The 248-nt window shown below is 58.5% G+C and carries 1 protein-coding gene; it reads right to left on the bottom strand.

The genetic code is table 11. The features are described from left to right. The coding region (locus J5M56_RS26075; protein WP_207938200.1) for an amino acid permease at positions 1 to 248 on the bottom strand (248 nt) is incomplete at both ends.

The raw sequence follows: 248 nt of genomic DNA, 5'->3' as shown, positions 1-248 counted from the left end.
GCACGGCCCACAGCAGCACCGATGCAGCGATGATGGCCGCGGGGGTGTTACCTTCGCCGAAGATCGGGAAGAAGTAGCCCAAAGTGCTGAACAGCAATACGAAATAGCCGACATTCCCTAGCCAGGCACTGATCCAGTACCCCCATGCCGAGGAAAACCCCATGTACTCGCCGAAGCCAGCTTTGGCGTAGGCATAGACTCCCGAGTCCAGTTCAGGTTTACGGCTGGCCAGCGTCTGGAACACGAAC

This window comes from Pseudomonas sp. 51_B (assembly GCF_017491595.1).
GTDB classification, from domain to species: domain Bacteria; phylum Pseudomonadota; class Gammaproteobacteria; order Pseudomonadales; family Pseudomonadaceae; genus Aquipseudomonas; species Aquipseudomonas promysalinigenes.
Note: the sequence above shows the minus strand (reverse complement) of the source record. Positions and strands in the feature narration are given on the sequence as shown.